This window comes from Allobosea sp. LjRoot90 (genome assembly GCF_964254315.1).
Lineage (GTDB): Bacteria > Pseudomonadota > Alphaproteobacteria > Rhizobiales > Beijerinckiaceae > Allobosea.
The window spans coordinates 608,233-632,686 of sequence record NZ_CAXUTF020000004.1; the positions used below are offsets into that span (position 1 = coordinate 608,233).

Genomic DNA, 24,454 nt, shown 5'->3' on the forward strand with positions numbered 1-24,454 from the left:
AACGAAATCTCGCTAGCCCCGCTTCCGAAAGGTCAGGACCAGCGGCGTCTCCCAGTGAAACACCTTTCCGAGCCAGATTAGCAGCGGGATCACACCCAGTGCGTGCATGACGCGCAGGATGCCCTTGAGCCGCGACAGCGCCGAGTATTCTGAGAAGTTCAGGCTGCGCACCCGTTCCTCCCAGAGCGCGACGCCCCAATCAAGCACCTCGACGCGCTGCGCATGCGGCCGAAGCCAGCGTTCGAGCCGCCCGCGCGAGACGAGTTGCAGCGTGTCGATGAATTGCGCATCGCGCCCGAAGAGCCGCACGTAAAGCTTTCCGAGCCAGGCCGGCATATGCGGGAACCATGGCAGGCCGTAGTGCCCTTCCCACCAGGACCCGTAATTCGGCACGATGATCTGCGCTGCTCCGCCGGGTTTCAGAACCCTGACGATCTCGCTCACGACCTTCGCCGGATCGGCGACATGCTCGAGGACGTTGGTCGAGAAGACGACGTCGAAGGTGTCGTCGGCAAAAGGCATCGCTTCGCCGACGCCATGCTGGATAAAGTCCGGGTCTAGGCCCGAGTCCCGCAACACGTCCTTGGCCACGGCCAATGTGCCGTCGTACTCCGCCTCACCGGGCTCGATCCCATAGGCCTCGATCTCCATGAATCGGCGCGCGATCGCGACCGTGAGACCGGTTCCAGCGCCGACTTCCAGCATCTTGGTGCCGGCCAGGGGCCTGCCTATCATCCTTTGCAGGCGCTCAAGCTGTTCAACGGAGCGCGATTCATCGGCACCGTCTACCGCCATTTGCTGGAGATGCTGCTCGCTGGCGGCAACTCCGCCGAAGGCCCGCCGGTAGAGCACAAGCAACCGCTCACGCAGCTTTTCGCGAACGTCCGGACCATAGAGCGGCGGCATGATGTCTCTCACAGGCTGGTGTCGCGTGCGACGCGGCAGGACGATTTCAGGTCAGAGCTCGGTGAAACGCGTATCCAGAAACTCGCGCGACCATTGTTCGAGCACGGCGAGTGCGTAACGAAATTTGGCGCGCCGGCGGCTCTCGATCGGATGCCACTTGACGACGGGGTTGGATGCCGCGGCCAGATAAGCTTCGACCTTGTCGGGCCTGAGCAGGCCCCGCCCGGCAATCGTCCTTGCATCCACGTGACCTGACAGAGGGCCGCGCATAACCAGATCGTTCAGGTAAGGCAATAGCGCCTGAGTGCCGCGGCGCCCAGTCTTCGGTCGATGGACAATCGATGCCGGGAGACGATCGGCGACCGCCGTGCGCAAGATGATCTTGGTGGCGCTGGAGGAGCGTTTCCAGGCCGTCGGCAAACGCTTCGACCAGGCCGCCAGCCTGTTGTCCAGGAACGGCACCCGCGCCTCCAGACTGTGCGCCATCGTCAGTTTGTCGATACGCATGAGCTGGTTGGAAACCATAGGATAGTCGAATTCGAACGCTGCGGCGCCATCGACTCCGCCGGGATCGGCAAAGTTTCTGTCGAAGCGGTGCGATGCCGCCTCGAGCGCATCCCGATCGAGCATATCGGGGTTCAACAATCCGGAGAGCTGCCCGGCCGTCGGCATCAGGCAGGCCACGGCCATGAAAACCTGTTGCTGCAGGCGGCGCGGCGCGAAGCTGAAAGGCGGCGTCAGCAGCTTGAACTGGGGATAGCCCAGGAAAAGCTCGTCGGCGCCTTCGCCTATCATCGTCACCTTGACATGGCTTCGTGCCAGCCGGGCAACCTCGAATGTCGTCTGCAACACCGGATGCGCGATCGGCTCCTCCAGCGTCCGTACGATCCGCGAGAAGTCTTCCTCAATGCGCGATGGCGACGCCAGGACCGTGTGGTGCCGGACGCCGGCATGCTCGGCCACCGTCCGCGCGAACGGCAACTCGTCATCCGCCAGACCAAAGCCGATCGTGAACGCGTCGATCGACGCCGGGTTCACTTCGCGGATCATGCTGGCGAGCACGGCGCTCGAATCGAGCCCCCCCGACAGGTTGATGCCGACCGGCACATCGGCAACCAGGTGAGACTTGACCGCGGCGTCGAACAAGCTGCGCAACTCCGCCGCCGCGTCGGCGAAGCTCGCGGGTGCCGCCCCAGCGTCCTGCGCGGACACATATAGCATCGGCGCCGGCATTGCGCGCCCCGGACGCCAGCGCAGCCAGGTGCCGGGCGGTAGGATCGAAACGCCGTCGAACAACGTCTGGGGGCCGGGCGTCCAACTGTAGAGCAGGAATTCGTACATCGCCTGCCGGTTCGGCCGCACCCCACCGACCAGCGGCAATAGCGGCTTGACCTCGGAGGCGAAGGCCAGCGCCCCCGGCATCGGTTGCGCGTAATAGAGCGGCTTGATGCCTGCCCGGTCGCGGCAGAGAATCCATTCGTTCGTGCGCCCGTCCCAGATGCCGAAGGCGAACATGCCCGAGAGCGCCTCGAAGATCCTCTCGCCGCGCAGCCGCCAGCCTTCCAGAATGACCTCCGTGTCGGAATTCGTGCGGAAGCGGCCGCCTTCCGCGATCAGCTCGGCTTTCAGCTCCCGATAGTTGTAGATTTCGCCGTTGAAGGTGATGCCGACCTTGTCGTCGTCGCTCCACATCGGCTGGATGCCGCCTGCAAGATCGATGATCGCGAGGCGCCTGTGGCCAATGCCTACGGTCTCGCCGTCCCCAAGGCCCGGGCGCCAGTCATGGCCATCGCCATCCGGTCCCCGGTGCGCAATGGCCTGGGTCATGCGCGTCAGACGCTCGCGTTCGAAGCGCCCGTAATATCCCGCTATGCCGCACATGCCCCTAACTTTGCTCAACGCGCCGCAGGGCGGCAGTCAAAGCCGCACCGTTTGCATCCACGATCCTGGCGACGGCATCCCGCACGCGCAAACTGCTGGCCGGGTCGCTGAGAATGCGGGAGGCAAGCGCGATCAACTCCTGCTGCCCTTCCAAAAGCCCCTCGACCGGCACGACCCAGTCAGACAGGCCGAGATCGGCATAGATATCGTGCCCTTTGAGCGTATAGGCGAGATGGATAGCCGGGACCCCGGCCCTCAAGGCCAGCAGGGTCGAATGCAGACGCATGCCAATCATCAGATCCAGCTCGGAAAACTCCCGGCAGAGCTCGACGATGGTCGGATTACCACCAGCAAGCTGCACATTGTCGTCGCTGGCGAAGTTCGCCTTAACCTGTTCGAGCAGCCAGCGATCATCCTCCCAGTTCTCGACATCTGGCTCATACATCGAGAACAGCATGATCCTGGCATCGTGCCGCTCGCGCAGGGCCGCGACAGCCGCGGACGCCGCCGCCACGACGCGGGCCATGGGCTCGCGCGCCCGCTCATTGTAGCGGCGACGGGCGAATTGATAGGGAACCCAGCTATTGCTGAAATGGAACCACATGCGCAGGTTCAGGCCGATGACGGGCTGGCCGCCCCGCGGCGCGGAGCCTCCCTCCATCGCGCCCGAGCGCCACGGCTCGGCGAGAAAGATGCCGTCGGCGCCGAGCATAAGGCGCCGCTCGTCCATCAGGGGACGCAGCAAGTCGTAACTGCCCTTGTCCCGAACAAGTGCGACGCTGACCTGACGCAGCACCTGTTTCGCCAGCCAGCGGCCTGCACTGGTCGTCAGGGGGCCGGCGCCTTGGTTCGCCAACAGAATCTTGAGGCCGAGCAACCTGTAACTGAGGAAGACGAACCAGGTGTGGACGAGCTTGATCAAGCTCGAATCGTCCTGGAGATCGAGCCCGCCGGTCCAGATCACAGCCCGTGCTTTTCGCAGGGCCTGCAAGCCCTTCCACCCCGGCCAGAAGTTGTAGAGCGGACCATAGGGATGCAGTGTGCCGCTCTGCCCGGACGGCACATGCAGCGCGTTCTCCGCAAAGACGGCGCTGACGAGCGAGCCTTGCTCGATCACATGGCTGAGGATGCTGTAGCGGCTGGCGATGTCGCCGCGATTGCCGCGAATAAGGCGCGCGCTGATCCAGCTCACGTGGACTGATCCGCTGCGCGCGACAACAGCTCCTCATAGGCGTCGACCATCCTCTCGGCGTCATAGAGCGGCGCTCTGGCCAGAGCTGCGCGCCGCATCGCCTCCAGAGCGTCCGGATTCTCGATCAGCTGGGCCAGAGCCTTCGCATAGGTCTCCGGCTCATGAGGATTGCACAGGATGCCGTTCTCGCCGTCGATGACCACGTCGTCGATTCCTGGTATACGGCTTCCGACGATGGCCAGCGCGTCGCGCAAGGCCTCGATGGTCACGAGCGAGAGGCCCTCGCTCAGTGACGGCATGAACAGGACATGCGACTGCTTGAACAGCTCGCGGACGCGTTCGGCGCCCAGCCAGCCATGAAGTCTCGCCTTGTTGCCCAGACCGGCCTTGTGAATGCTCTCCTCGACCTGCCCTCGCAAGGGGCCGTCGCCGATGAGATCGAGCGTCCAGGGCAGCTCGGCAATTGCGCCGAGACCGAGCAGCACGGGACCGAGATTTTTCTGCGCCTGCATCCGCCCGCACCACAGCACGCGCACCGGGCCTTGCACAGGCAGCGGCTCACGCGCGGCGTCGCTCATATCGATGCCATTGCGGACGACGACGGGGCGCTGTCCATAGGCTTTGTCGGCCAGTTCGACGAGATGGGGCGCAACCGCTGACGAGGCCGCCGCCGCCCGCCAGATCGGCCGCGTCATGGGCTTGGCGAAGCGGAACAGGAGTTCAGTCTGCTCCGGCATCGCGCCGGGAACATCGGCGAGATGGGCGGTGATCACATAGGGAACCCGCTGCAGGCGCGTCGCGAGCCAGGCGACCGCACCGGTCGGCACCGCGAAATGCGAATGGATGACATCGGGCTTGAAACGGGCAATTTCGGCCGAGACGATGAACATATGGCTTGCGACATAGGCTGCCATCTCCGGCACGGTGCACCGGTCCTGCCGCAAGCGGCCCGCGAAGGCCCGCCGAATTGAAACACCGTTAGCGCTCGTCTCTTCGCGGGGCAGCGTACCTGTATGCGATGTCACAACGCGTACCGTATGCCCGCGCGCCGCCAACCCTTCCGAAACGACGGAGGCAATTCGCCCGCCGCCGCCGCCTACGGGCGGATATTCATAGCAGAGCACAAGAATCCGCACGTGCAGCCCTCACACCCTGTGGTGATGGAGATGCCATCGCACCGCACATGCTGTCGTCACCGAGGGGCGCATAGTGAGCACGTCACTTCCCCGACGGGTACAAGAGGCGCTTCAATTTCGGCATCGGATCAGCGTAGCCCGCCAATCCTGTTTGCGCCAGAAATGCCGCATGCATGCCGGGACGCGTGATGGCTGCAGAGAAGGCCACGAAGCAAATCCCGATCGCGATCCACTTTCGCGTCCATTCCGCTTTCAATTCCGCGACCTGCCACGCCACATAGCCGATCAGCACCGTCCATGCACTGACGCTCATGATCACCTTGTAGGGCAAGCTGGGCGTGGAATTGTATGGACGCATCTTGATCGACAGATGCGTCGAGAAGCCGCCTACGACCATCAGGGCCAGAGCGACGATGATCGCTGGCACGATGTCCTCGGTCCGCCAACTGCGGTGCGCCATCCAGACCAGAGCCACAAAAAACAAAGCGACCAGCACACCGGCATGGAAACGCCACAAGTACAAATGGCTCATGACCACGAGGTTTTCGTACTGAGCATGATATCCATGCTGAGATGCAATAATTTCAGCCGGCTGCAGTGAGTTGAGGGAGTTCGACCCGCTCAAGAACGCCGGCAGATAGTTACTTAGAGACATATATAACAGGGTAAAGAAATTCGTGATGACGTCGTCGACGAAGAGCGACCAGTGTCGATAGGTCACAACCAGCTCTTCCTCTGCGCCCGGCTGCACATACTGGCTTGCAACTCTCATGCGGATGACGAGATAAGCGGCAAGGATCGCGAGCAGCGTCGCCAGGGCGATTTGACATCTGCGCGACAAGTCAGCGCGATCATGCCGCCTTGCCCAGACGATCCCGAAAACCAGCGCGCAGAACAAGCCGGTGGCATAGTTGAGCCACATCTCGTTCGATACGGCGACCAGGGCCGTGGCAAGCCCGTAGAACGAAAATGCCCGCCAATTGTCGCGCGGTGAATTCAAATATCGAACAAGTTCGCAGAAGCTGATGACCGCGTAGGTCAAGACAATATATAATGCTATAAGATTACCGTATGTAAACGTATAATCAAGCTGAGTCCCAAATGCAAATAGAAAAGTAGTAATGACAGAAAACAGAGTTGATTTCGTTAAATTAAAACTATATAAATAGACGGTGGCTAGGAATATTGAATAAAATATTGCAAAATTAGCGGCGCCTCCAAAAAATTTCTCTCCCCAATAGACAAAGAATATGATGCTCGGACACCAGTAAAACCGCCCAACTTCGTACTCGAAAGGTAGAAGCAGGCGATACCAACCGTCATTCAGGGCTTTCGTAATAGAATTATAAATTTCAGCGTTCATCTTCAGGGTCGGATAACCCGCTGGCGCGTTCGGTAGCAGAACCAGGTTGTAGATCAGACCGGCTGCGATGAGTGCCAGCGCAAAGCTGACATTCGGCGCACTCCGAACGCGGTCGCCTATGGAACGGGAGTTCCGCACCACGAATGGGGTAATCTTTGCCAGCGACATGAAGGAGACTTTGTGATCCTGAGGATAGCGGGCGTGACAGATGAGCCGTTGACGCGTGAGAGCGTCTGTCATTTCCAGTCTTGGCGGTGGTCTGTCAAGGCACTCGCATCGGCAGCGCGAGGCCATCCTGCCGCGAGCCGGAAACGCTCTAGCGTATATCCGCCGGTGGCGGATTGCCGTCCTGCGGCGAGGCGAATGCCCGGTTCAGGATCATCGCCAGGCCGGCGATCAGGCTCGTGCCCATGATGATCGCCCGCACGAGCAGCGAAAAGACGATCGCCTTCTCGGGGGCCGCCCCTGCGGTCGTCAGCAGGTAGACGAAGCTCACCTCCTGAAGACCGATACCGTTCAGGCTGATCGGCAGCATGGTCGCGATCGTCACGAGGCAGATAATGCTGGTGAGCGTCAGAAAGCTCACCCCCATATCGAGGAGATTGGAGAGGAGCCACAGGGCGAGGATCGACGAGCCGATATTGCAGAGAGTCAACAAGGCGACCGCGAGAAGCAGGGCGCGATCGGACGGAAGCTGACGGATGGGAGCGAGGAACGAGGCCAGCGACTCCGGCAGCCGGCGCCTGATGACCATCCTGATGCCCAACGCGGCCAAGCCTGCCGCAGCCATCGCCGACAGCAGGAGCACAAGAAACAAGCGCGTGTTCTCCAGCGCCCATACAGTGATCAGCCCTGCGGACGAAACCGCCAGAATCGTTGCGACCCCGAGCGTGTTCAGCAGCCGGTCGAAGACGATAGCGCCGGTCGCGCGCGCGATCTCGACATTTGCCGAATGCAGCTTCGCAACGCGAACCACATCGCCTCCGACCGTTCCCGGAAGAAAGGTGGACCAGAAGAAGCCGGCAAAGGTCGACGCGACGGCCAGCCGCCAGGGCCTGGGCTTGTGCAGCAGGCACGCCAGGCGCAACCCGGAGAAGATTTGCGAGGTGCTGAATATGAGGGTCATCAGCATCAGCCCCTGAATGCCAATGTCGCGAATGGCCGTCCAGGTGCGTGCGTCGAGCGCTTTCGCGAGCCAAACCAGCAAAAGTGCCGATACGACAACCTGCAGGAGGAGGCCGGTCCGTGAAGCGGAAAACCGCCGCAGCTTGCCGACCGCGCTTCTCGCAAGACGATAGCTTGCGGCAAGCCGATGCTCTCGCGTTGTGGGATTTGTCTTTTTCATGGGGTATCGAGCGGCTGGCGCAAGACGACATTGACGGTTTGCGCAAACAACCCGCCCCGATCCAACCTATCGACAAGCCGTGCCACGCCGAAGAGCACGAGGGCAGGGGCCGCAGCCAGGAATGGCGCACGGCGGTGCCAAAGAAGCGCTGTCGAGACCATGGAAACGGCGTGCAGGAGCATATGTGCGATGCCGCCACTCGTCTTCAACTCGGCAATTTCGAACCCTGCCTTGGTCGCCATTTCGGTCACGCCGTAACGCGTGAAGCGGAAATAGTCGTGCGGGGCGCCATGCAGATAATAGATGAAGGGCACGGAAAGAATGACATGCCCGCCGGGTCGGACGATGCGCTTCAGCTCCGCGAAGACAAGCCAAGGCTCGGGAATATGCTCGAGGACGGAGCAGCAGAACACGGCGTCGATGCTCTTGTCGTCGACTGGTAGACCTCCGCGAAGATCGCCCTGAAAGCTCAGGTCGGGATGCGCCGCCTCGTAGTCCATCGACAGATATTCGCTAGCGCGGGCCATCAGCAGCGAACGCCAAGCCATCCGCCCGGCGCCGGCATCGAGCACCCGTCCCCGCGCATAGCGCTCGATGAGGGGCGCGAGTTCACGCCTGATCGACAGGTGGTCCACGGCGATGCGCCAAAACGTGGCATGGCCGATCGTCTCGGCGCAGGCCCGGTTCCACCCGCTCCTTATCCCCATAGCGTCGCTCGTTCATGGGTTGCGCCCGGCAGGCGGCTGACGCCAGCGGCGCATCGGTCCGGCAGGAAGCCCCTTGCCGGTGCTGGCTCAAGGAGCAGCAAGCGGCGATGTCGTCTCCTGGCCGCTCCGGCACAGCCGGCCGCGACGTCTTCTACAGGCATGGTTGCGACCGTTCCGTCACTTGAGCTTGTAACCGGACGCGGCGAGCTTGTCGCCGCGATAGGCCCAGCCGAGGGCATAGCCATCATAGGCGGCGACGAAGTCAGGCTCGATGGCCGGCTTCTTGAATGTATTCTGGATGAGCATCAGCCGGTTATGGGCGACGAACGTTTTCGCATCGAGGACAGGCTCGCCAAAGGCCTTGAGCTGGATCGTGCTCGGGCCGGGCAGCCAGCGGCCTGAAATCATCACGTGCAAGGTAACTTCGTTGCACGGCGTGCCAGCGAAGCGCGCATCACCTGCCAGACAGGCGCGTTCGATCTGCTTGCCGAGGCGCAAGATTTCCTCACCCCATCCCATCCAGGAGGCGTTCAGGTGCCCGCTCTCTGCTTCTCTGGCATCTTGATAGGTGACCCAGAACGGCCGGTATGCCGCAAAGAGCGGCTTGAATGGCGCCAGACCTGTCACCAGAGCGACAAGAAAGATGGAAACGGCGCCGAGCGTGATCGGGGAGAGGTTTTCTAGCCGCGAGACATTGCGCAGGCCGAGAATGATGATCGCGCTGGCCAGCAGGAACAGCCAGACGTTGAAATAGCGATGGGCAAAGGGGATGCCGACGACGGCGATGGCCACGGGCAGCGCGATGCTGATGACGATCAGGAGCGTTACCGACCAATTGACGAAAGACTCCGGCTGCGCGCCGCGCAAGACGTTGCGCCGCGCGGCAAAGCAGGCATAGACCACGGTCAGAGCCAGGATGAGCCAGAGCGCCGTCGGGATCGCCACCACGAGCACCGCCAGCGCATGGGCAGCGGCGGCGAGCGCATGCGAGATGCCAGTGGTCGAGCCGAAATGCAGGGTGGTGTCGCCGAACGCCTGCACCAATGCCGCCTTTGGGAGACGACTTGGATAATAGGGCGCCCAATAGGCGTTCACGGTGTTGACGGCGATGGCTCCGGCCACGAACAGCAACGCCAGCAGCCCAGCCGGGACGGCGAGTGGCGCGTCCTGCCGCGCTATGGACCAATTCCGGATTCGTGCGAGGAGTGGTGGCATCAGGGCGGCGGCGACAACCGCGGCGAGGACGATCAGCGCGCCAGCAGCGATTGCAATCGTGACGCGATGTTCGCTGCCGACAGCCAGGCCCACGGTGCTGTTGTGCAGGTTGACGACCGGCATCAGGGAACTGATCAGGAACCAGGCCCAGGACGACATGACATCGACGCTGCTGGCGAAGAGGCCGGCTGGTCGAGCTGACGGGGCGAGCAACGAGAAGAGAAGGCGGGACAGGAGACTTATCCCGAGTGTGACGGCGAGCGCCTGGAAGGCGGTCAGGGCTGCGCGCTGGGCGCGCTTGCGCCAATCCGCGATCGCGAACGCCTTCCAGACCGGCCAGACGAGGAGCAGCAAAATCAGGACCGGCCCAACCAGGGATTTCTCCTGGGCGGCCAGGGCGGCCGAGGCGACGGCGCCCAGGAGAAGGCGCTCGCGGCCTTCCTGAAGTCCCCGCAGCGCCAGGATGACGGCCAGCACCGCGAGCGACATCGACAGCAGGTCGTAGTTCAGCGTCTTGGCGGCGAGTTGGCTCGTGGGAATGAGCGTGATGCCGGCAAAGACGAAAATCAGGGCAACGGCGGTGCGCTGCACATTGGCCAGGCACAGAATATTGAACGCGATAACCAGGTAGATGGCATTGGCCAGAATCCACCAGTACGCCTTGAGCAGCATGAAAATCGTGTCGCGTTCAGCGCCGATCGCACTGAGGAACAGGGCAATCGGCAATTGAACCAGCGCACCGGTGCCATAGAGGCCAATCATGATCGCAGACGACAGTCGATTGGCTGGATCGAGCAGCCATAGCGACATGCCCCACTCGTCCATGGTCATGAATTGCGTGGTTTCCGACACGGTCAGAACGAGAACCGGCGCTGCCAGCACCAAGGCGGCCGCTATGCTGCTGCGCGACCATTGAAGGCGCCTGCCCATCATCACCAAGGCGGTCATGACCAGCAAGGCTGCCGCCAGTTCGATCAGATTCAGCTCGAAGGGAAGGGATGCCTGCGTCACGAGGCGCAGCATGGTGCAAATCCTTAACGGGCGTGCTCCCTGGGAGAGAACGCTCAAGCGCCTGTTTTAACTTTGGCAGCCGCTTATCAGGTCTGGATCGTCGCGCCTAGCCCGTGGGCCTGTCGCAGGACCAGCGACCTTCCCTCGGCCGTTCTCCTGGATGGGAGTTTCACGGGGGTTCGGCAAGTACCGCCATGGTCCTTGCGGCGTTCGCTGAAATGCCGATGGCGCCTGCTTGCATCAATCGAGCTGCGCCGCTGGACGAGAGCCATGGCAACCTGTCACGAGGAAGCGTATCGCCCTTCATTGCCAAGTGTCCAAGGCCACCTCTATACCGGGGCCCCAATGGCTGGGAACGGAGACATTTTCTGTGGTTGATGACGTGCCGAAAATCTCGGAGGCCGTGAATCTCTCTGTGGTCGTGCCAATCTTCGAGGAAGAGGAGAGCATTCCGCTTCTGGTCGAGATGCTCGTGGCAGAGCTGGACAAGATCGGCCGGACCTATGAGATCGTCGCCGTCAACGACGGCAGCCGTGACCGATCGCAGGCGGTGCTGGCGGAGGCCGCGGCACGCTATCCCCAGCTTCGCGTGGTCGAATTTCGCACCAATGCCGGACAGACGGCTGCGTTGATGGCTGGTATCGACTATTCACGCGGCGATATCATCGTCACGATCGATGCCGATCTCCAGAATGATCCGAGCGACATCCATGTGATGCTCGAAAAGCTAGACGAGGGCTTCGATGTGGTGTCCGGCTGGCGAAAGGACCGCCAGGACGCAGCCATCAGGCGAAATTTCGTCAGCAGGATCGCCAATCGGATCATTTCCTACATCTCGGGCGTCAAGCTGCATGATTACGGCTGCACGCTGAAGATCTATCGACGCGAGGTGCTGGAAGGGATGCGGCTCTACGGCGAGATGCATCGTTTCGTGCCGATCTATGCTTCGTGGATGGGCGCGAAAGTGGTCGAGATGCCCGTCCGTCATCATGCGCGGAAATTCGGCAGGTCAAAATACGGCCTCAACCGCATCTTCAAGGTCGTCCTCGACCTGATCGTCATCAAGTTCTTCTCGCAGTACCTAGTCAAGCCGATCTATGTTTTCGGGGGCGCTGCGGCGCTTTTCATGGCAGGCTCGATTGCCTCTCTTGTTTTCATGCTGTGGCTGAAGCTCGTCGAAGGCGTGTCGATGATTCAGACGCCGATGCCGGTGCTCGCGGCGATGTTGTTCTTGCTTGCGGTGATGACCATCCTCCTCGGTATCCTCGCGGAAATTCTCGTACGCACCTATTTCGAGTCGCAAGGGCGCCACGCTTATCACGTGCGCGGCACGATCAACATGAGCGGAAAAGCCTAGCGATGTGCGGCCTCGCCGGGTTTTTCGGCCGCGGAGACCGCGCTGATCTTGAGCGTATGACGAATGCGCTGGCGCACCGGGGGCCAGATGGCAGCGGCTATCACGTCGAGGTGGATACGCCGGTTTTTCTTGGCCACCGCCGGCTGGCGATCGTCGATGTGGCTTCCGGCCACCAGCCGATGTGGAACGAAGACGGCCAGGTTGGCGTCGTGTTCAACGGCGAAATCTACAACCACCTGGAACTTCGTGCGGAGTTGATCCGCCGCGGCCATCGTTTCGCCTCCGACCATTCCGACACCGAGGTCCTGGTGCATGGCTGGGAGGAATGGGGCGTCGATCTGCCGGGGCGGCTCAACGGCATGTTCGCCCTTGCTATCTATGATCGCCGGCAGGGATGCCTTTTTCTCGCGCGCGACAGATTTGGCGAAAAGCCGCTCTACTACACGGCGCGCAACGGGCTGTTTGCATTTGCGAGCGAGGCGAGGGCGCTGACAGCGCATCCGGGCGTTGGTCACACCTTCGACCGGCGCGCTTTGCAGAAGCTCTTCGCCTACGGCTACATCCCGTCGCCGTGCGCTGTCTACGAAGGGATGCATAAGCTTCCTGGTGGGCATTGGCTCCGCTTCGACCTGGCGAGCGAGAGGGTCGAGACGCGCGCTTATTGGCATTTCGTGCTCGAGCCGGATGATGGTCTGACCGATGCGGACGAACCGCGGCTGGTCGATGAATTGACCGGGCTGTTGATTCAAGGCGCACGCCGGCGCCTCATGAGTGATGTGCCGCTCGGCGTCTTTCTATCTGGAGGCCTGGACTCCAGCGTTGTCCTTGCCGCGTTGGCGAGCGAGCAGCCCGGCAGCAATTTCGACACCTTTACGATCGGATTTGTGGAGCCTTCATTCGACGAAAGCGCGCACGCCCGGGCGGTGGCTGAGCATATCGGCTCGCGCCATCACGAACGGCGTCTCGACATGCACAAGGCGCGTGACCTCATTCCAAGTGTTCTTTCCGCGCTTGACGAGCCGCTCGGCGATGCCTCGATTTTGCCGACGGCAATGCTGTCGGCCTTCGCGCGCGAGAACGTTACCGTTGCGCTGTCGGGAGATGGCGGCGACGAGCTTTTCGCCGGTTACGATCCGTTCCTTGCCCTGGGCCCGGCAGCCGCCTACGACAAGGTCGTTCCCGGTTGGGGACACCGGGGCCTGCGCAGGCTGGCCGACCTGTTACCCATCTCCCACGACAACATGAGCCTTGATTTCAAGATCAGGCGGTCATTGATGGGGTTGTCCTACCCCGACAATGTTCGCCTGCCTGTCTGGATGTCTCCGCTCGAGCCGTCGGAGTTCAGGGAGTTCTGCGAGGAACCAGTCCGCTACGAGGACGTCTACAGTGAGGCGATCGAGCTCTGGGAAACCGGTTCCGGGACCAATCCCGTCGATCGTTCACTCGAGTTCTTCACAAGATACTATCTTCAGGACGATATCTTGATGAAGGTGGATCGCGCCGCGATGATGCATTCGCTTGAGACCCGCGCTGTCTTCCTGGACAACGACATCGTCGATTTCTGCCGCCGCCTGCCGAACCGTTTCAAATTGCGCGGCGGCGAGCGGAAATATCTGTTGAAGCAGGTGGCGCGGCGTCTGCTGCCGAAGTCGATCGTTGACCGTAAGAAAAAGGGCTTCGGCATCCCGCTCGCGCGCTGGCTCAAGGAGGTGCCGAAGGAGCCGCCGCTAGCGCCTGTCCCGGGCTTGAACCTTGATTTCGTTCGCGACGCCTGGAGTGGGCACAGGTCGGGGCGCACCGACCGGAGGCTGTTTCTTTGGACCTGGCTCAGCCTGCAAAGCCAACTGGGAAGATAACAGGTACCTGGCAGCTTTCCCTGACGCGATCGTCCTGCGGGCTGGCCGAGCCCGAACATGTCGGCCGCACGCTGTTGACAGCGCGAGGCGGCTCGGCGATCTAGCCACGCGGAAAGCGCTTCGGCGACTTGCGAGACGAATGTTCGCGGTTGACGGCGGTACGAGACCTGGCGGTGCCCGCCGTGCGCTTGCGACCATGCATTTTGCGTGAGGTCAGGCGTCGGGAATGGGTGAATTTTGAATCAGGATCTCCGCGGCTGCCTGGCAAAAGCGTCGCGAACCGGAGTTTCCGGTTTCGGATACTCGAATAGAACAAGGCCGGCGCCATGGATGTAGGCACCTACGAGATCGAGGCCGCCTATGAGGAATCACATTGGTGGTTCGTCGGCAGGCGGTCGTTGTTTCTCTCCGAAATCGGACGCCTCGGTTTGCCGAAGGACGCACGGATTCTCGATGTCGGCACGAGCACCGGCACGAATCTGCGCATGCTGCGCGATGCCGGCTATACCAATGTTCTCGGCCTGGATTCGAGCGAGGAGTCGATCCGCTGGACCCGCGCGAAGGGGCTGCCCGAAGTCGTGAAGGGCGATGTTTGCGATCTGCCTTTCGAGCCCGGAAGCTTCGATCTGGTACTGGCGACCGACGTCCTCGAACATGTCGACGACGATGCGCGCGCCGTGGCGGAGATCGCCCGCATCCTCAAGCCGGGTGGCCATGTGCTGATCACCGTGCCCACCTTCAAGATGCTCTGGGGCTTGCAGGATGTCGTTGCACATCACAAGCGGCGGTACCGCATGCCGCAACTCCTGCGGCTCATCGACGGCGTGCGCCTGGCGCCAACGCGCTCATATTACTTCAATTTCGTTCTGTTCCTGCCAATTTTTCTGGCGCGTCGCTTGATGAATATCTTAAGGATCAAACTGAAAAGCGAGGCGGAAGTGAACTCACCTGTCCTGAACAGGATCCTGGCAGCGATCTTTCGTGCCGACATTGCCGTCGCGCCCCACCTGAAGCCGCCCTTCGGCGTTTCGGCGCTGGTGATGGCGCGTGCCGGGCAGCAATAGAACTTGGGTATCATTGTGTCCGACAGCGTCCGTTCAGGCGAAAACACGACCGGTGACCAGATTGGGTCGCTGCCGCGTTTTCTGGATCTCCTGCGTTGCCCAATCTCGGCGGCGCCGGTCATGCTTGCGCCTGACGGACACAGCCTGACGTCGGGCGATCAGCGGTTCGCCATATCGGAGGACGGCATCCCCGTCTTCGCGGAAGCTCTTGCGTCTGCGGAGGCGCGACAGCAGCAAGCGCATTACGACCGCATCGCCGAGACGTACCTGACCAACCTGTCCTACCCGCACACCATCGAATACATGAAGTATCTCGATCGGGAACTTCTGGATGTGCTCGGCGACGGTGCGTTGGGAACCATGGCCGAGATCTGTTGCGGACATGGCGAGTCCTTCAAGCTCATCGGGTCGAAGGTGGACCGCGGCATCGGCGTGGATATTTCGCTCGGCATGCTTCGCAAGGCGCGCGCGGAGCATGCCCGGCCCAACCTGCTCTTCGTCCAGGGGGATGCGACCAGGCTGCCCCTGGCGTCGGAGGCCTTCGACCAGGTCTTCATGCTCGGCGGCATTCATCACGTGAACGATCGCGTCGCCCTTTTCTCGGAAGTGAACCGGATTCTGAAGCCGGGCGGCTCCTTCATCTACCGGGAGCCGGTGAGCGATTTCTTTCTGTGGCGCGCGCTCCGAGCGGTGGTCTACAGGCTTTCGCCGGCGTTGGACCACATTAACGAGCGGCCGCTGCGCCGTGTCGAGACCGTGCCGGTCCTCGAGCAGGTAGGGCTGCGCTCCGTTCACTGGAAAACGCACGGGTTTCTCGGCTTTTGCCTGTTCATGAACAGCGATGTCCTCGTTTTCAACCGCGCGTTCCGCTACATTCCGGGGATCAGGGCCTTGACGCGCTTCGCCACCGATGCGGATGCGTGGATGCTGAAGCTGCCGGGCCTCGGTGGCGCAGGCCTCCAGGTCATCGGCAAGGCGACAAAGGGGAAGCCATCATGACGCTTTCGGTGCTTGCCTCGCTCGTCGCGATGATTTCCTGCACCGTGGCTGCCAATCTGCTCCTGAAACGCGGAGCAATGGCCGAGAGTGCTTCGTATTCGCCTTTCGGCGCGCTGCTCGAGCCGGGTATCATCTTTGGCTTCCTCTTCTTCGGTGCAGCCGCCGTTCTCTACGCCTGGATCCTGCGTACGCTGCCGCTCAACGTGGCGCAGTCGCTTGCTGCGGCGCAGTTCGTTTCCGTCATCGTCGCGTCGTCGTTGATCCTGTCCGAGCCGATTCCGCCGGTCCGGTGGTTCGGCATCACCCTGATCGGGCTGGGGATCGTGGTCGTCGGATTGTCGGTCGACGGCCGGATGGCCGGTTGATTGCAACGGCTCGGCGCACGATGGGGCGTTTTCTCAGGCTACGACCGGGAAGCGGGCGCAAACGCGAGGACTAGCAGCGAATGACCAATCCAAATGTGGCCGGCGGCTCACCGGAGCGCTTTGGCTACGAATGGGGCCGTTACTCGGACATCAAGCCTGAATACGAGGAGCAGTTTCGACGCTGGCTTCCGTTCTACGGACCCGAGGACTGGCACGGAAAGCGTTTTGCGGATGTTGGCTGCGGCATGGGCCGCAACAGCTACTGGCCGCTGAAATACGGCGCCGCGCAGGGGCACGCGCTCGATGTCGATGTGCGCTCGCTGGCCAGTGCGCGGGCAAACCTGGCGCCCTTCCGCAATTGCGAGGTGCTCGACAAGAGTGCGTACGAGTTGCCGTGGGCCGGTGAGATCGACATCGCCTTCTCGATCGGCGTCATCCATCACCTCGAGTTTCCCGAGCGCGCGCTCGCGGCGATGGTCAGGTCAGCCAAGGCTGGCGGCGAGGTGGCGATCTGGGTGTATGGGCGGGAGAACAATGGCTGGTTGATATGGGCGCTGAACCCGGCCCGCAAATTGCTGTTCAGCCGCATGCCCATCGCCGCCGTGCATCATCTGTCCTTATATCCAACCGTGTTTCTTTGGTTGTTCCTCCGAATGGGCCTGACCCCGATAAAATACTTCCGCCAGCTGAGGGGATTTACGTTCTCGCACCTGCGTTCAATCGTTTTCGATCAAATGCTGCCCAAGATTGCCAATTACTGGCGAAAGGATGAGGTGGAGGCATTGATGCGAGAAGCGGGCCTGGAAAGAATACAACTGGCTTGGGTAAACGAGATGTCCTGGGCCGCGCGCGGTTTCAAGCCGACCTGACGCATTTCTTGTGCGGTGGATTTGCCCCACTGCTTGGCGTCAGCTGGACGTGCCCACGCGAATGCAGCGCATAGGTCGTTGGGATCATCGTCGCTCTTTGTGACGGATGACGTTGGTTGGGGAAGGGGCGGATGCCGGTCTTTGCCCAGCCTGCTTTTCGAACCCGGCCGGGCCGAGATCGCCGATGGTCAAGCGCTATCGCGTCGCGCATGCCTGTCACTTCAGCGTGCCAGCGATCAGTTCCGAGATCAGATGGGCGGCATTGCCTTCGCCGTAGTCTGGAATATCGCGACGCTCGGCGAAATCGGGTCCCTGCCAGAGTCGGTTCCAGCCGGCGTCCACGGTTTCGACCCATTCTGTCTCGTCGCGCAGTGTCACGCACGGGACGCGATGGAAATAGGCCTCCTTCTGAAGGCCCCCGGAATCGGTGAAGACTGCGGCGGCGTGGTGCACCAGCCGCGCCATGTCGAGATAGCCGATCGGATCGATCAAGGTCAGCCCGGCCGGCGAAATGCCGCGCTGGGCAAACAGCTTCCGGGTGCGGGGATGCACTGGCATGATGATCGGCGCCGTCCGTGCCCGCTGTTCGAGCCAGTCGACGATCTGCGCCAGCCGCGCTGGGTCGTCGGTGTTCTCGGCCCGGTGGATCGTGGCGACCGAATAGGTCTTCGGAGTCAGCGCGAGGCGCTCCAGAATCGCCGAGCGTCCGGCAGAGCGCTCGATCGCGGCCAGGGTCGTGTCGAACATGACGTCGCCCACCGCATGCACGCCGCGGGTGATGCCCTCGGCTGCAAGGTTCTGCACGGCCGTCCGGGTCGGGCAGAACAGCAATGTGCTGACATGGTCGGCCAGGACGCGGTTGATCTCTTCCGGCATGCGGCGATTGAACGAGCGAAGCCCGGCCTCGATATGCGCGACGGGGATGTGCAGCTTGGCGGCGGCGAGGGCACCGGCGACGGTCGAGTTGGTGTCGCCGTAGATCAGCACGAGATCGGGCTTCTCCGCGAGCATCGCCGCCTCGAGCTTCTCCAGCATCCGGCCGGTCATCGCGCCATGCCCAAGGCTGTTGACCTCCAGGTTATAAGCCGGCCGCGGGATCGCCAGTTCGTCGAAGAACACGTCCGACATCAACGCGTCGAAATGCTGGCCGGTGTGGACGATGACCTCGCTCATGCCCGCTTTGGCGATGGCGTGACTGACCGGCGAGGCCTTGATGAACTGCGGCCTGGCGCCGAGGACGGTTAAAATCTGAGGCATGACTTGTCCGCTGCATATGGGTCGAAACAATCTTCGACCCCGGCTATCGCACGGCGAATAGAGGACGGCCTCTCGCGATGCAAACTCCCGAAGATTCCGGGGTGGCGAGTGGCTGCCGGAAAGGCTGTCTTCGCCCACGGGTACCGGCGTCGAGCCCGCGACAACGTTCGCATCGCTGCACGCTTGACCAATCAATATGCTTACACCTATCTCACTGCGCCGTAAGAAAGAGGGGCGAAATTTGTCAAGCGTTCGACGCGCGCTGGTAGCTTATTCGATGTCGAGTACGTTCGTTCAGACGACGCTCGACTATCTCACGGCATTCAAACGGTTCAGCGGCTTTGACGTCGACTATGTCCACGTCACTCATCACGCATCGATGGGGGTCGAATTCGACAGCTACGATATCGTTTTTCATAGCTACTGCTCGCGCCTGTGCTTCGAGGGTTATGTCTCCGAGAGTTACCGAGAGCGCTTGCGGAACTTCTCCGGCATCAAGGTTCTCGCGGTTCAGGACGAGTACGACCACACCGACATTCTGAAAGCGGCGATCAAGGATCTGAAGTTCGATATCGTCCTGACCTGCGTTCCGCAGGACAGCCTGGAATATGTCTATCCCCGGGCGGAGTTTCCGGACGTCGAGTTCATCACTGTCTTCACCGGTTATGTGCCGGAGGATTTCGCTTCGGCTCTGCCGCCCGCCAAGCCGTTGGCTGAGCGACCGTTCTTCATTGGTTATCGCGGGCGCGACATCGGTGGCCGCTATGGCCGGCTGGGCTTCGACAAGTTCGAGATCGGCCGGAGGATGAAGGAACTCTGCGATGCCCGCGGCATCGAGACCGACATCGCGATGGACGAAGCCAGCCGGATCTATGGCACGGCGTGGTTCGATTTCGTCGGAAATTGTCGGGCGATGCTCGGCTCGGAATCGGGCTCCAACGTCTTCGATTTCGACGGCCGCATCGATGCTCGCTTCAAGGAAATGACGGCGGCGAATGGCGGCGTTCCGCCTAGCTATGCCGACTTCCTGCCGATCGTCGCTGATCGCGACGGCGAGATCGAGATGGGGCAGATTTCGCCACGTGTCTTCGAATGCGCGATGATGCGCACGCCGATGGTGCTGTTCAAAGGGCGCTATTCGGACGCTATCGTTCCTGACGAGCACTACATCACGCTTGAGAAGGACTTCTCCAATCTCGACGATGTGCTGGCGCGGCTGAGGGATCTGCCGGGGCTCGAGGCGATGACCCAGCGGGCCTTCGATCATCTCGTCGGGACCGGGCGTTTCACCTACCGGACCTTCTATGGTGGCGTGGCTGCCGCCGCCGAGCGGAAGCTCGCACAGAAGTCGTGGACGAGGGTGGAGACGGCCCTGCAGGTTCCGGCCACCGCGCTCGGTGCGGACGGTCGTGTCCTGGAGCCGGCCACATCCTGGCCGATGGGAGCTGAGGGGTTCAGGATTCGACAGGGCGTCGAAGAGGCGCTGATCTATCGTCGAGAATTCGACAGGCTGATCACGGAGTTCGCCCACGTGCGCTCGATCTTCGAGGCCGAGATGCTCCGCCTTTACAACCGCTATATGAAGATCCTCGGCCTGTTCGGCGAGGAGCCCAAAGAGAACGGGACGTTGCTAACGGGCTGGGGCCTGAGTGATTGTGCGTTTGCTGGATTGCTCATTTCCTATGATCAGGAGGCGGCGGCCGTCCCGCTCAAGCGGCACGCGACCTTCGTGGATTTCGGCGTTGCACTCGCGAGCGGAACCGAAGCTGAGGGCAACGAGGCGCTTCGACTGACGGTCGAAGTCGAGAAGGATGGCTATTTCCGCATGATCGACTGGATCAAGCGGCTGAACGAGGCTTACAACGCAGAGCGCCTGCAACTGGAGAGCGCTTTTCAAGCGCGGATCGACGAGCTGCGCACGACGGTTCTGCCGCGGCTACCACTGCAGCGGCGACTTGGTTTGATGTACATGTTGGCCCGCATGCGTGTGCGGCGCCTGGGAGCCGCGACGGTGCGGGGAGCAGTCCGTTCCGCGTTCGCAAGGCGCCTGCTCGCGGCCGTTCCCTCGATCGAGCCGCTCGCCAGGCGGATCGCGATTCGCCTGAAGCTGTCTGGGCTGACCTGATCGCGCGCCGACGAGGCGGCTACTTGGTCGCGGTCGCGTAGAGATCCAGGCCGAACCAGCGGGGAATCCAGGTCTTCAGCAGTTCGCGCCGGGGCGGGCTGCGCTCGAAGGGAGTCCCATTATCGATGTTCTCGGTCTGCCCAGAGAAGGACGTATAGCCGCGGCAGAGCTTGCGCAGCGACCGGATCGAGATCCAGTCGGTGTGAGGAGCGCCTTCGCCGGCCTGGTTCGCGTCATAGGCGGCCCGCTCGGCCTGTGCGCTCAGGCCGACGACACCGCGATGGCCGAAGGTCTCGCGCAGCAGATAGTTCAGCGTCTCGGGCCGCGCCTGATAGAAGCGCCGGTAGGAATAGGCGTAGTAGACCATGAAGACGAGCTTGCCGCCGGGCCGCAGAATGCGGCGGCACTCCGTGATTGCCTTAAGCAGATCACCGGTATGATGCAGGCAGCCGATCGCGACGACATAGTCGAAGCTTTCGTCGGCGAATGGCGCCTGGAGGATCGAGCCCTGCTTGGCCTGACCTTCGAGGCCGACCTGCTTCAGCCGGTGATTGACCATCGCGACCGGGCCAGGTGCGATGTCGAGGCCCTGATAGCGTGCGCCGGCCTCGGCGAGGCGCTGTGAGACGGTGCCATACCCCAGGCCGATCTCGAGGACGTCCTTACCCTTCATGTCCTCGAAGGGGATGTGCACGAAGAGGTACGGGTAAAAGGCGAAATACCAGTCGTCGAATTTCTTCAGCGAGTTCGGTGAATCGTCGGTGACCCCTAGCGATTTGGCGAACTGTGTCCCGCACAGCTCGCTCCAGAACGTAGAGTTGCGCGAGTCGACGGCAGCCTGATTCACTGTATTCGACATGGAAACCTTCATGACAAATGTCTTGCGCTGGTGGGCCGCGCCGGCGGTTTGATAGAAGCAAAGGTGCTGCATTCCAAGTCTGTTCCGCCGACAAAATGCAGAACGCGCCGTGCCCCGAACCTGCGTTGCGTCGTTTGGCGCCTGCAGTGCCGGCTTGTCTCGCGCACGTCGCCGCGTACGTCGACAGGGTTGCAGTCATCGTGTAACAGGCCGCCAGCAGGTCGGGCTCGGCCGCGGCGACAACCCAACATCTTGGATTTCATGTCAGGTCTAGTAGCAGAGAGCTTCGATTCGGTCGTCATGCTGACCTGGTCGGACTGGCATACCGAGCCGCGAAGCAACCGCTATCACTACGCCGTGCGGTTCGCGCGCCGCTGGCCGACTTTCTTCGTTCAGACGAACGGCAGTGACGGGGCGATTAGTTTCGAGCCTGTCGAAGGGCATGACATTACGATCGTCCGGATCGGGCCGACCTCCAGCCCAACGCAAGCGGCGCGTCTTGCTGCGGCGTTGCGTGAACGCGGTGTCGGGCGGCCGCTGGTCTGGCTCTATAATCTCCATTTGGCGGGGGCGGCCCCGCGATTGCATCCAGTCGCGGTGGTCTATCATGCCACTGAGGATTATCTCGCCAAAGCGGACAGCGTCAGCATAACCAGGTCCGATATCTCCGGGCTTGCCGCAAGGGCGATCGCGCGGGTCGATCTTGTCGTTGCTGTCTCTGAGGGTGTCGCTGAAAGCCACCGCCGTGCACTGCCGACCGACAAGCCGGTCATCGTCCTTCCGAACGGTTGCGATTTCGCCTTCTGGCAGCAGAGCGGCGCGGCGACCTATGTGCGGCCGGCCGCCGGCAAGGTCGCCCTGTTCCAGGGGGGTATCAACGGCCGGTTGGACTTTCCACTGCTGACCAAGCTAACGCAGCTTTTGCCGGACTGGCAGTTCTGGTTCTGCGGGAAGTCGGTGGATGGCGGCGATGGCTGGGCGCGGCTGCAACAGCAACCCAACGTCACATATCATGGGTTGCTCGACAGTGCCGGCATCGCCGATCTCGCCCGCCAGTCCTGTGTCGGGCTGATCCCGTTCAGGGACAGCGATCTGATGCGCAGGTCGCTGCCGCTCAAGGCTTATGAATACCTGGCCTGTGGGCTGCCGGTCGTGACGACGCCGGTCGACGCTCTCGCCGACCGGCCCGAGCTATTCCAGACCGCGACCACTGCCGAGGAGTTCGCAGCGGCGATCCGCCGACGGGAAGTCTCGCGCAGCGATGCGGCGGTGGTCGCGCGCCGGCTCGAAGCGGCATCGCTGAGTTCGTACGATACCCGCTTCGAGGAACTGCTGTCCCATCTCGATGCACTCATAGCGCGGCGGGCACAGTCCAAGCCGACCCTCAACGTGCTGGTGCTCTATGACGACCACTCCACGCATGTCAGTACCATTGCCGAGCATCTCGAGGGATTTCGAAAGCACTCCCGGCACCGTTTCCTTTTCTTGCCGGCAACCGAGTTTGTCGGATTGGCGGACGCCAAGGGCGCCGAGCTGGATCTGTCTTCTTACGACGCGCTTGTCATTCACTATTCGGTCAGAGTGTCGGTTCCGGATCATCTGTCGGCCGGCATCGCCGCGGCCGTCGCGGCTTATCGCGGGCCGAAGCTGCTCTTCGTGCAGGACGAGTACGACAATGTCGAAACGGCTCGTCGCTGGATGGAGCGACTCGGAATCGACGCGCTCTTCACCAATGTCCCGCAGCAAAGTCTCGACCTCGTCTATCCGCGCGATCGTTTCGCGAAGGTTGATTTCATCCCCACGCTAACCGGCTATGTTCCTGAAGACCCCGCGATCGACGCATTCGCGATGCCGATGGCGGAGCGGACGCTGCGCATCGCCTATCGCGGCCGATCGCTGCCGCATCAGTACGGCGCGCTCGGCCGCGAGAAATATACGATCGGTCTCGATATGCGTCGCCTGGCATCGGCGCGTGGGTTGCCGGCCGACATCGAGGTTGCCGAGGACAAACGGATCTACGGGTCCGACTGGTACCGCTTCATCGGTTCTGCGCGCGCAACGCTCGGCACGGAGAGCGGATGCAATGTCTTCGACTTCGACGGCGGGCTGAGAAAGCTGGCCCGGGAGCATAAGGATATGCCGTTCGAGGTGTTTGCCGAACGCTATCTCAAGGAGCATGACGGTCTGGTGAAAATGAACCAGATCTCCCCGAAGATCTTCGAAGCCGTCCGGCTGCGTACCGCTCTGGTGCTTTTCGAAGGGGAGTACTCAGGGGTCATCCGTGCGGGAGAGCACTACATCCCCCTCAGGAAGGACTATTCCAATGTCGACGATGTCTTTGCCCGGCTGGAGGACGTCGCCTCTCTCGAGGCGATGACGGAGCGGGCCTATCGCGACGTCATCGCGACCGGTCGATACTCGCTGCGGCATTTTGTCGAGGGCGTCGATGACTATCTGTCGCGGCGGGCGATGGGGCGTCGACGGGCGACGATCATCAGCGCGCCGGTGGCGGCGATCTATGGCGACGAGGGAGCCGAGTTGATCCTGCGCCCCAAACCCGATTCCATGTTGCTTTCTGACACGGTGCTCGGGCGGCACCCCAATCGCGGTCAGGTCACGGTGATTGGACAGGTGCTCGCTGCTGTCGCGAGCGGCAAGAAGAACGAGACGGGCTATACGATCGATCTGCGCGGCCTTGCGGATGGGCGCCGGCAAGGCCTTGCTTTCCGCCTTCTCAGAGGGCTTTGGCATAGCTTGCCCGAACGATGGCAAGCAACACTCCTGGAGTGTTCCAAGAGCCTGCTCGCTTCCGATGAGCCTTCGTCCGGAGCAGGCAGAGTGGCCCGGCGCCTGCTGCTTATGGTCCGGCGGCGCCGTGGCGGCGTGCTATAGCGCAGCGGCGGTGCAGCCTTCCAATCTCTGCCGGCCTCGTAGGGAGCAAGATGGG

General features: G+C 62.0%; 18 protein-coding genes. 8 read left to right on the plus strand and 10 right to left on the minus strand.

Going from position 1 to position 24,454, the window contains the following annotated elements; all coding sequences use genetic code 11:
- Positions 1-12: 12 nt before the first annotated feature.
- From ACSQ3M_RS18315 to ACSQ3M_RS18350, 8 genes are all read right to left on the minus strand, one after another.
- Positions 13-906, minus strand: a complete 894-nt coding sequence (locus ACSQ3M_RS18315; protein ID WP_436151486.1) for a class I SAM-dependent methyltransferase — start codon at positions 904-906, stop codon at positions 13-15.
- A 51-nt stretch (positions 907-957) separates the two neighbouring features.
- A complete protein-coding gene (gene asnB, locus ACSQ3M_RS18320; protein WP_436151487.1) occupies positions 958-2,787 on the minus strand; it encodes an asparagine synthase (glutamine-hydrolyzing) in 1,830 nt (609 codons plus the stop codon).
- A 4-nt stretch (positions 2,788-2,791) separates the two neighbouring features.
- Positions 2,792-3,979 carry a polysaccharide pyruvyl transferase family protein gene (locus ACSQ3M_RS18325; protein ID WP_436151488.1) on the minus strand — a complete coding sequence of 396 codons (1,188 nt, stop codon included), beginning with the start codon at positions 3,977-3,979 and terminating at the stop codon, positions 2,792-2,794.
- A complete protein-coding gene (locus tag ACSQ3M_RS18330) occupies positions 3,976-5,115 on the minus strand; it encodes a glycosyltransferase family 4 protein (RefSeq protein WP_436151489.1) in 1,140 nt (379 codons plus the stop codon). The genes ACSQ3M_RS18325 and ACSQ3M_RS18330 overlap by 4 nt, the downstream gene beginning before the upstream one ends.
- An 82-nt stretch (positions 5,116-5,197) precedes the next feature.
- Positions 5,198-6,718, minus strand: a complete 1,521-nt coding sequence (locus ACSQ3M_RS18335) for a hypothetical protein (protein ID WP_436151490.1) — start codon at positions 6,716-6,718, stop codon at positions 5,198-5,200.
- 76 nt (positions 6,719-6,794) lie between these two features.
- Positions 6,795-7,823 carry a lysylphosphatidylglycerol synthase transmembrane domain-containing protein gene (locus ACSQ3M_RS18340; protein ID WP_436151491.1) on the minus strand — a complete coding sequence of 343 codons (1,029 nt, stop codon included), beginning with the start codon at positions 7,821-7,823 and terminating at the stop codon, positions 6,795-6,797.
- Entirely contained in the window at positions 7,820-8,458 is a 639-nt protein-coding gene (locus ACSQ3M_RS18345) for a class I SAM-dependent methyltransferase (protein WP_436151492.1), read from the minus strand. Before ACSQ3M_RS18345 ends, ACSQ3M_RS18340 begins: the two co-directional genes overlap by 4 nt.
- A 249-nt stretch (positions 8,459-8,707) precedes the next feature.
- Positions 8,708-10,768, minus strand: coding sequence for a hypothetical protein (locus ACSQ3M_RS18350; protein ID WP_436151493.1), 2,061 nt, complete (start codon positions 10,766-10,768; stop codon positions 8,708-8,710).
- A 358-nt stretch (positions 10,769-11,126) separates the two neighbouring features.
- On the opposite strand from ACSQ3M_RS18350, the gene ACSQ3M_RS18355 reads away from it, so the two are divergent.
- From ACSQ3M_RS18355 to ACSQ3M_RS18380, 6 genes are all read left to right on the plus strand, one after another.
- A complete protein-coding gene (locus ACSQ3M_RS18355) occupies positions 11,127-12,113 on the plus strand; it encodes a glycosyltransferase family 2 protein (protein ID WP_436151494.1) in 987 nt (328 codons plus the stop codon).
- A 2-nt stretch (positions 12,114-12,115) separates the two neighbouring features.
- A complete protein-coding gene (asnB, locus tag ACSQ3M_RS18360; protein WP_436151495.1) occupies positions 12,116-13,969 on the plus strand; it encodes an asparagine synthase (glutamine-hydrolyzing) in 1,854 nt (617 codons plus the stop codon).
- A 326-nt stretch (positions 13,970-14,295) separates the two neighbouring features.
- Positions 14,296-15,033, plus strand: a complete 738-nt coding sequence (locus ACSQ3M_RS18365) for a methyltransferase domain-containing protein (protein ID WP_436151496.1) — start codon at positions 14,296-14,298, stop codon at positions 15,031-15,033.
- Between the two features lie 15 nt (positions 15,034-15,048).
- Positions 15,049-16,032, plus strand: coding sequence for a class I SAM-dependent methyltransferase (locus ACSQ3M_RS18370; RefSeq protein WP_436151497.1), 984 nt, complete (start codon positions 15,049-15,051; stop codon positions 16,030-16,032).
- A complete protein-coding gene (locus ACSQ3M_RS18375; protein ID WP_436151498.1) occupies positions 16,029-16,397 on the plus strand; it encodes a hypothetical protein in 369 nt (122 codons plus the stop codon). Before ACSQ3M_RS18370 ends, ACSQ3M_RS18375 begins: the two co-directional genes overlap by 4 nt.
- Positions 16,398-16,477: 80 nt before the next feature.
- Positions 16,478-17,266: a class I SAM-dependent methyltransferase gene (locus tag ACSQ3M_RS18380; protein WP_436151499.1), complete on the plus strand. Its 789-nt coding sequence runs from the start codon at positions 16,478-16,480 to the stop codon at positions 17,264-17,266.
- Between the two features lie 216 nt (positions 17,267-17,482).
- Here the strand turns inward: ACSQ3M_RS18380 and wecB are convergent, their stop codons facing one another.
- On the minus strand, positions 17,483-18,523 hold the full coding sequence (gene wecB / locus ACSQ3M_RS18385) for a non-hydrolyzing UDP-N-acetylglucosamine 2-epimerase (protein WP_436151500.1): 1,041 nt from the start codon (positions 18,521-18,523) through the stop codon (positions 17,483-17,485).
- Between the two features lie 277 nt (positions 18,524-18,800).
- Between wecB and ACSQ3M_RS18390 the strand changes: the two genes are divergently transcribed.
- Positions 18,801-20,648, plus strand: coding sequence for a hypothetical protein (locus ACSQ3M_RS18390; RefSeq protein ID WP_436151501.1), 1,848 nt, complete (start codon positions 18,801-18,803; stop codon positions 20,646-20,648).
- A 19-nt stretch (positions 20,649-20,667) separates the two neighbouring features.
- Here ACSQ3M_RS18390 and ACSQ3M_RS18395 read toward each other — a convergent pair whose 3' ends face one another.
- Positions 20,668-21,507: a class I SAM-dependent methyltransferase gene (locus tag ACSQ3M_RS18395; RefSeq protein WP_436151502.1), complete on the minus strand. Its 840-nt coding sequence runs from the start codon at positions 21,505-21,507 to the stop codon at positions 20,668-20,670.
- Positions 21,508-21,807: 300 nt separating this feature from the next.
- On the opposite strand from ACSQ3M_RS18395, the gene ACSQ3M_RS18400 reads away from it, so the two are divergent.
- Entirely contained in the window at positions 21,808-24,399 is a 2,592-nt protein-coding gene (locus tag ACSQ3M_RS18400) for a glycosyltransferase (RefSeq protein ID WP_436151503.1), read from the plus strand.
- Positions 24,400-24,454 lie beyond the last annotated feature (55 nt).